7 protein-coding genes are annotated in these 4,996 nt (G+C 60.7%); all 7 read left to right on the plus strand.

All coding sequences use genetic code 11. The annotated features are described in order from the left end of the window. Positions 1-98 precede the first annotated feature (98 nt). The 7 genes from QZ213_RS24535 (at position 99) to QZ213_RS24565 (ending at position 4,770) form a co-directional block, all read left to right on the plus strand. Positions 99-332 (plus strand): hypothetical protein, encoded by a 234-nt coding sequence (locus QZ213_RS24535; protein WP_291688664.1) that lies wholly within the window; start codon positions 99-101, stop codon positions 330-332. 60 nt (positions 333-392) lie between these two features. After that, positions 393-806, plus strand: coding sequence for a nucleotidyltransferase domain-containing protein (locus tag QZ213_RS24540; protein ID WP_291688665.1), 414 nt, complete (start codon positions 393-395; stop codon positions 804-806). Between the two features lie 26 nt (positions 807-832). Beyond that, positions 833-1,267, plus strand: a complete 435-nt coding sequence (locus QZ213_RS24545; protein WP_291688666.1) for a DUF86 domain-containing protein — start codon at positions 833-835, stop codon at positions 1,265-1,267. A 78-nt stretch (positions 1,268-1,345) separates the two neighbouring features. After that, a complete protein-coding gene (locus QZ213_RS24550) occupies positions 1,346-1,645 on the plus strand; it encodes a hypothetical protein (RefSeq protein ID WP_291688667.1) in 300 nt (99 codons plus the stop codon). A gap of 37 nt (positions 1,646-1,682) precedes the next feature. Further along, a complete protein-coding gene (locus QZ213_RS24555; RefSeq protein ID WP_291688668.1) occupies positions 1,683-1,910 on the plus strand; it encodes a hypothetical protein in 228 nt (75 codons plus the stop codon). Further along, positions 1,907-3,496: a flotillin family protein gene (locus tag QZ213_RS24560; RefSeq protein WP_291688669.1), complete on the plus strand. Its 1,590-nt coding sequence runs from the start codon at positions 1,907-1,909 to the stop codon at positions 3,494-3,496. The genes QZ213_RS24555 and QZ213_RS24560 overlap by 4 nt, the downstream gene beginning before the upstream one ends. Then, positions 3,496-4,770, plus strand: a complete 1,275-nt coding sequence (locus QZ213_RS24565) for a toxic anion resistance protein (RefSeq protein WP_291688670.1) — start codon at positions 3,496-3,498, stop codon at positions 4,768-4,770. The genes QZ213_RS24560 and QZ213_RS24565 overlap by 1 nt, the downstream gene beginning before the upstream one ends. Positions 4,771-4,996 lie beyond the last annotated feature (226 nt).

Below are 4,996 nucleotides of genomic sequence, written 5' to 3' on the forward strand. Positions count from 1 at the left end.
ACTTTTATGTTTTTTTTGATGCTTGAGCTCAACCGATCATCGGTATATGGTATTGGAGTGTAAAGAATGGAATCACATCGTCAAGTACAATCGGAAATGTGGATGATTTTCTCGAGTACAAAGCGTTTGCCTTTCGTGATTTTGTGGACTCAGAGGATCTCCGGGCTCTGGAGGAGAAGCTTTTTCAAAAGAAGATGGCCTTCATTCGTGATTACAACGACCTCGACCGAAGCCTTGTGCACAATTCGATCAACTCCTGCCTGCGCGATTACCAGCGCTATGTGGACTACATCGCCAACTTACTGAACCTTCCCTCAGACAACGCCACATGAAAAGAACAGGCTCACGGCCAGCAGGCTTTTCTCCTCACAGATCGGAGTGACGCACAAATTATGCTCATCGATGATTTGAAAACACTCTCTGAGACGATTGCAGAATTGTGCCGGGAGGAGCAGGGTATCATTGCTGCCTATCTTTTCGGGTCGTCCGTCACAAGGGATGTCCGTAAAGCCAGGGATATTGATGTTGCCATTCTTGTTGAGCCTGTCGAAGCCGACGACTTTCCGCTGCTCGCGTTTGCATCTCACCTCGAGCGGGTTTGCGGACGGCCGGTTGATCTCGTTTTGCTTAATCGCGCCGGTGAAGTTCTCAAATATCAGGTACGCCGCTTCGGCCGATTGATTTTTGAACGGGATCCTGTCAGGAGAAAGCAATTTGAAATCAAGGGCCGAAAACTATACGAAGACTTCCTCCACCTGCATCGCAGGTATGTTCGAATGGTGCTCTATGGGGTGCGAAACCCTTAGCCTCGAAATTTGGAGTTACCCGGAAAATGGTTGATCAGGTGCTCCTGGAACGAATTGTTTCTGACATCAAGGCGAACGTTTCTTATCTAAGAGAAGCGAGTGACATCAGTTGGGAAGTTTACCAGTCAGACAGGCGTGCCCGCCGATTCATAGAACGTACCCTGCATATTCTGATCGAGGCTTGTCTGGATGCTGCTCAACATATCATCTCCGACGAGCAGTTTAGAGAACCCGCAAATTATCGTGATACTTTTGTGGTACTAGCCGAACAAGGAGTCATTCAACGGGAGGAATTGCCTCGGTTCGAGCGCATGGCTTCCTTTCGCAACCTTATTGTGCATTACTACGAGCGAATCGATGATGCCATTGTGTATGGAGTGTTCAAGCGGAACCTGGAAGACTTTGATATCTTTGTGGAAAAGATCCTCGATTATCTCAAGGAAAGGTCCTCTAAGGAATAAATCGACAATTGAGACTCATGGCTTCTTACGAGAACGCTATGAACATGCCTTTGGCGCTTGCGCGTGGTCTGAGACTAGTTGGGCGTCGTTCTAAAAGAGCCGCACCCATTGGAGATTCTCGATGCGAGTGATTTCATTGCAGACGTTGCCAGAACAACCATAAAAGCAAAGAATACTGATCCGCTGGAAGTAACCACCTGGCCGAACCCGCACGATGCCGGGATCGTGCGCTGGTCAATGGCCAGCTACGTCGGCACCGCAATCCTCGCTCACGGCAGCTTGCAGCCCCCCTCAGGCCAAGTCGCGCCAGCAAACGAGGAATCCGCGCGGGCCGCGATGCTCGTCCGACCGACAGCATTAGCGGCTACGATGCCCTGAGCCACGGATCTCGGAATCGCCTACAGGTGAGAGAGGCATGAGTCTCGACGTCGTCGGCAAGCTCGCTCGTGTCACGGCAGAGATCACGCCGGGACACCTGGGCGAGGTCATGATCGAAGTTCGGCAGGGCACCGAGAGGTTTCTCGCTCGCGCGGCCGACAAAGACGCGACCATTCCGCGGTACACCCAGGTGCTCGTCGTCGGAAGCCTCGGTGGTCGCACGGTCGAGGTTGCCCCGACAGATGCTATGAGGCTCCCAAGATGACAGTGGACAGCAGCGTCGCGACCGTCGTCGTTCTCGTCGTCATCGTTCTCGCGCTGCTCGCACTTGCCCTCGTGTTCCGGGCGAGCTGGCGCGTGGCTGAGCCGGACGAGGCGCTGATCATCTCGGGCCTTCGGGCCAGCGGCCGGCCAGTTGGCACCGGCGAGAGCATGGGCTTCAACATCGTGACAGGACGCGGCGCGCTGATCCTGCCGGGACTGACGAAGGTCCGCAGACTGTCGCTCGAGGCGCACGAGAGTGAGATCACCGTCCCCTGCGTGAGCCAGCAGAAGATCCAGGTCGACCTGCGCGGCATCGTCGTGTACAAGGTCGGCGACGACTACCAGTCGATCGCCAACGCAGCGCGACGCTTCCTGGATCGGCCGGCGACGGAGCTCGAGACGAAGGTCCAGAACGTCTTCGTGGGCCACCTCCGGGCGATCGCCGGATCGATGACCGTCGAGGACATGATTAGCGATCAGGACAAGTTCACCCAGCAGGTCCGTGACCGTTGCACCCAGGAGATGGAGTCATTCGGGCTCGTCATCGACAGTTTCCAGATCCAGGCGATTACGAGCCCGAGCGCCTACATCGAAAACCTCGCGGTGCCCCACCAAGCTGAGGTCGAGCAGAACGCCCGCATCGCCCGCGCCAACGCCGAGCGCGAGGCAGTTGCCCAGGAACAGACGGCCCTGGCGCAGATCGCCGAATCGACCCGCAACACCGAGATCAAGAAGGCCGGTTACCAGGCCGAGATCGACCAGGCGACCAACCAGGCGAAGCAACAAGGTCCGCTGGCTGAGGCCAAGGCAAGGCAAGCCGTGGTCGAGCAGGAGACTCGAGTCGCCGAGCTCCAGGCCCAGCAAACGGAGCAGCAGCTCCAGGTCGACGTTCGGAAGCCCGCCGATGCCGAAGCCTATCGCCAGACCACCCTAGCGGCCGCTGCCCGCGACGTCCGGATCCGGCAGGCCGAGGCGGCCGCCCAGGAGGTCCGCCTGGCCGCCGAGGCTTCGGCGGCGCAGACGAAGGTCCTTGCACAAGCCCAGGCCGCAGCCGTCACCGTCCAGGCCGAAGCGCAGGCTGGGGCCACACGGCTGACCGGCGAGGCCGAAGGGGACGCAATTCGGGCTCGCGGCGTGGCTGAGGCGGATGCCGTAAAGGCGCGTATGCAGGCCGAAGCAGCCGGGATCGAGCTTCGTGCCGCCGCGTTGAGCCGGAATCAGGAGGCGGTGATCGCGCAGCAGATCGCAGCCAACCTTCCCGAGATCGTGCGGGCAGCAGCGTCCTCATTCGAACATGTAGGTACCTTCACGGTCCTGAACGGGGCGGCCGGGGTCACCGAGACGCTCGCCGAAATGATCCAGCAGGCTGGTGTGCTCGCGAACATTGCCCGCCAGACGATGGCGCCCATGCTTGGTACGCAGAACGGCGAGGGATCCGCTCCCAGCAGCGACCACCCCAGCCGGTCCGGGCAACCAGCCGTCGTGCCAGCCGGCTCGCAGCGTCGCCAGGGTCGGGTCCGCCCTGGAAGCGCGTCGGAAACTCCCCCGGCGGCCTCCTCGACTGAGACTGGCACCGGAGCCGTTTGATGAGCGATAGCAGCGTCCGCGGGTCAGCGGCGTCTGAACGCCTGACCGCGCCGGATAAGGCCGCCGCTCAAACGGCGGCTCTGGACCTATCAGCGCCGGCCCCCGTGCTCGTGGTTCCGCCGGAGGAAGCCGAGACGGGCATCACGGTCGCCGTTGACGTGGCGACCCGGATCGATGCATTGGTGGCAGCCTTCATCGACTCCGTGACCTCATTGGACGCGCATGGCGAGGAGTATCGACGTCGGATCGTCGACGTGAATAGCATCGGCGAGCGTGAAGTCATTGCCACATCGGAGATGAGCAACCGCCTGCTCGATCGTCCGGTTCGCGCGATGACTGGCATCCTCGAGGGAAAGGCGCCGATCGCCAGGAACCTGGTCGAGCTTCGGCATACCGTCGAGGACCTCAACCCCGCGCGGTACGACCTTGCCCAGATGACTCCGCGGAAGCTCCTGGGCGTCATTCCCTTGGGCGACCGACTGCGGAGCTACTTCGACCGCTACACAAAGGCGCAGAGCCACATCCAGGCCATCATTCGGGCGCTAACCGACAGCCGCAACAACCTTCAGGCGGACAACGCGGCGATCGCCCAGGAAGAACGCGCGCTCTGGACCGAGATGGAGACGCTGCGCCAATACGCCTATATGGCGCGGACCTTGGACCAGGCGCTCGAACGGCGCATCGACATCCTGGCCGCGAGCGACCCAGCGCGCGGACGGACCCTCCGCGAGGACGTTCTGTTCCCGGTTCGCCATCGACTCCAGGACATTCTGACGCAGCTCGCCGTCGCGGCCCAGGGCTACGCCGCCCTGCGCGTCGTCCAGCAGAACAACCAGGAAGTTGTCCGAGCCATCCAGACGGCCACCACCACCACCACTGCGGCGTTGCGGACGGCGGTCATGGTCGCGCAGGCGTTGACTGATCAACGCCTAGTCGTGGAACAACTCAAGGCCGTCAGCGAGGTGACGAGCAGCATGATCGAGAGCACGTCAGAGCTCTTGAAGACTCAGACAGCCGACGTCACGGCGCAGACGACCGGCACGGGCGTCGATCTCGCCGCCTTGCAGCGGGCGTGGGACAACGTCTTTGCCACCCTAGACCAGATCGACTCGTACAAGTCCACGGCGCTAGAGACGATGAAGGTCACGGTGCGCGAGTTGACCGGGCAGGTCGAGCGTTCACGCGCCTACGTCGAACACCTCGAGCAAGCCGACGGCGCCTTGGCACCGCGAGCGGACTCCCGCGCGGAGACGTCCATGCTCCGCATCTCATAACAGACCACGAGCCCTGTTTGGATCGTCGCACCGGCGACCGCCACCAGGAGGACGAGCGCGGGCGACAGTCTCGGGTCGGGTATCTACCGTAGGCCCGACCTCATTATCGGGCGACTATCCGCACACGATGACCACATAGAGCGTCGAATCTCAACAGCGAGGGGCGTACCCTTCGGGCGTGACGCGCATCCCGTGGGCCACCCTATCCGGTGATGTCGTCGAGGGA

The organism is Bradyrhizobium sp., assembly GCF_017881085.1.
Classification (GTDB): Bacteria; Pseudomonadota; Alphaproteobacteria; order Rhizobiales; family Xanthobacteraceae; genus Bradyrhizobium.

Excerpts from the sequence above, each read along its gene's own strand:
- QZ213_RS24565 (WP_291688670.1), top strand. The coding sequence starts at position 3,496 with ATGAGCGATAGCAGCGTCCGCGGGTCAGCGGCGTCTGAACGCCTGACC.
- QZ213_RS24545 (WP_291688666.1), top strand. The coding sequence starts at position 833 with ATGGTTGATCAGGTGCTCCTGGAACGAATTGTTTCTGACATCAAGGCG.
- QZ213_RS24560 (WP_291688669.1), top strand. The coding sequence starts at position 1,907 with ATGACAGTGGACAGCAGCGTCGCGACCGTCGTCGTTCTCGTCGTCATC.
- QZ213_RS24540 (WP_291688665.1), top strand. The coding sequence starts at position 393 with ATGCTCATCGATGATTTGAAAACACTCTCTGAGACGATTGCAGAATTG.
- QZ213_RS24555 (WP_291688668.1), top strand. The coding sequence starts at position 1,683 with ATGAGTCTCGACGTCGTCGGCAAGCTCGCTCGTGTCACGGCAGAGATC.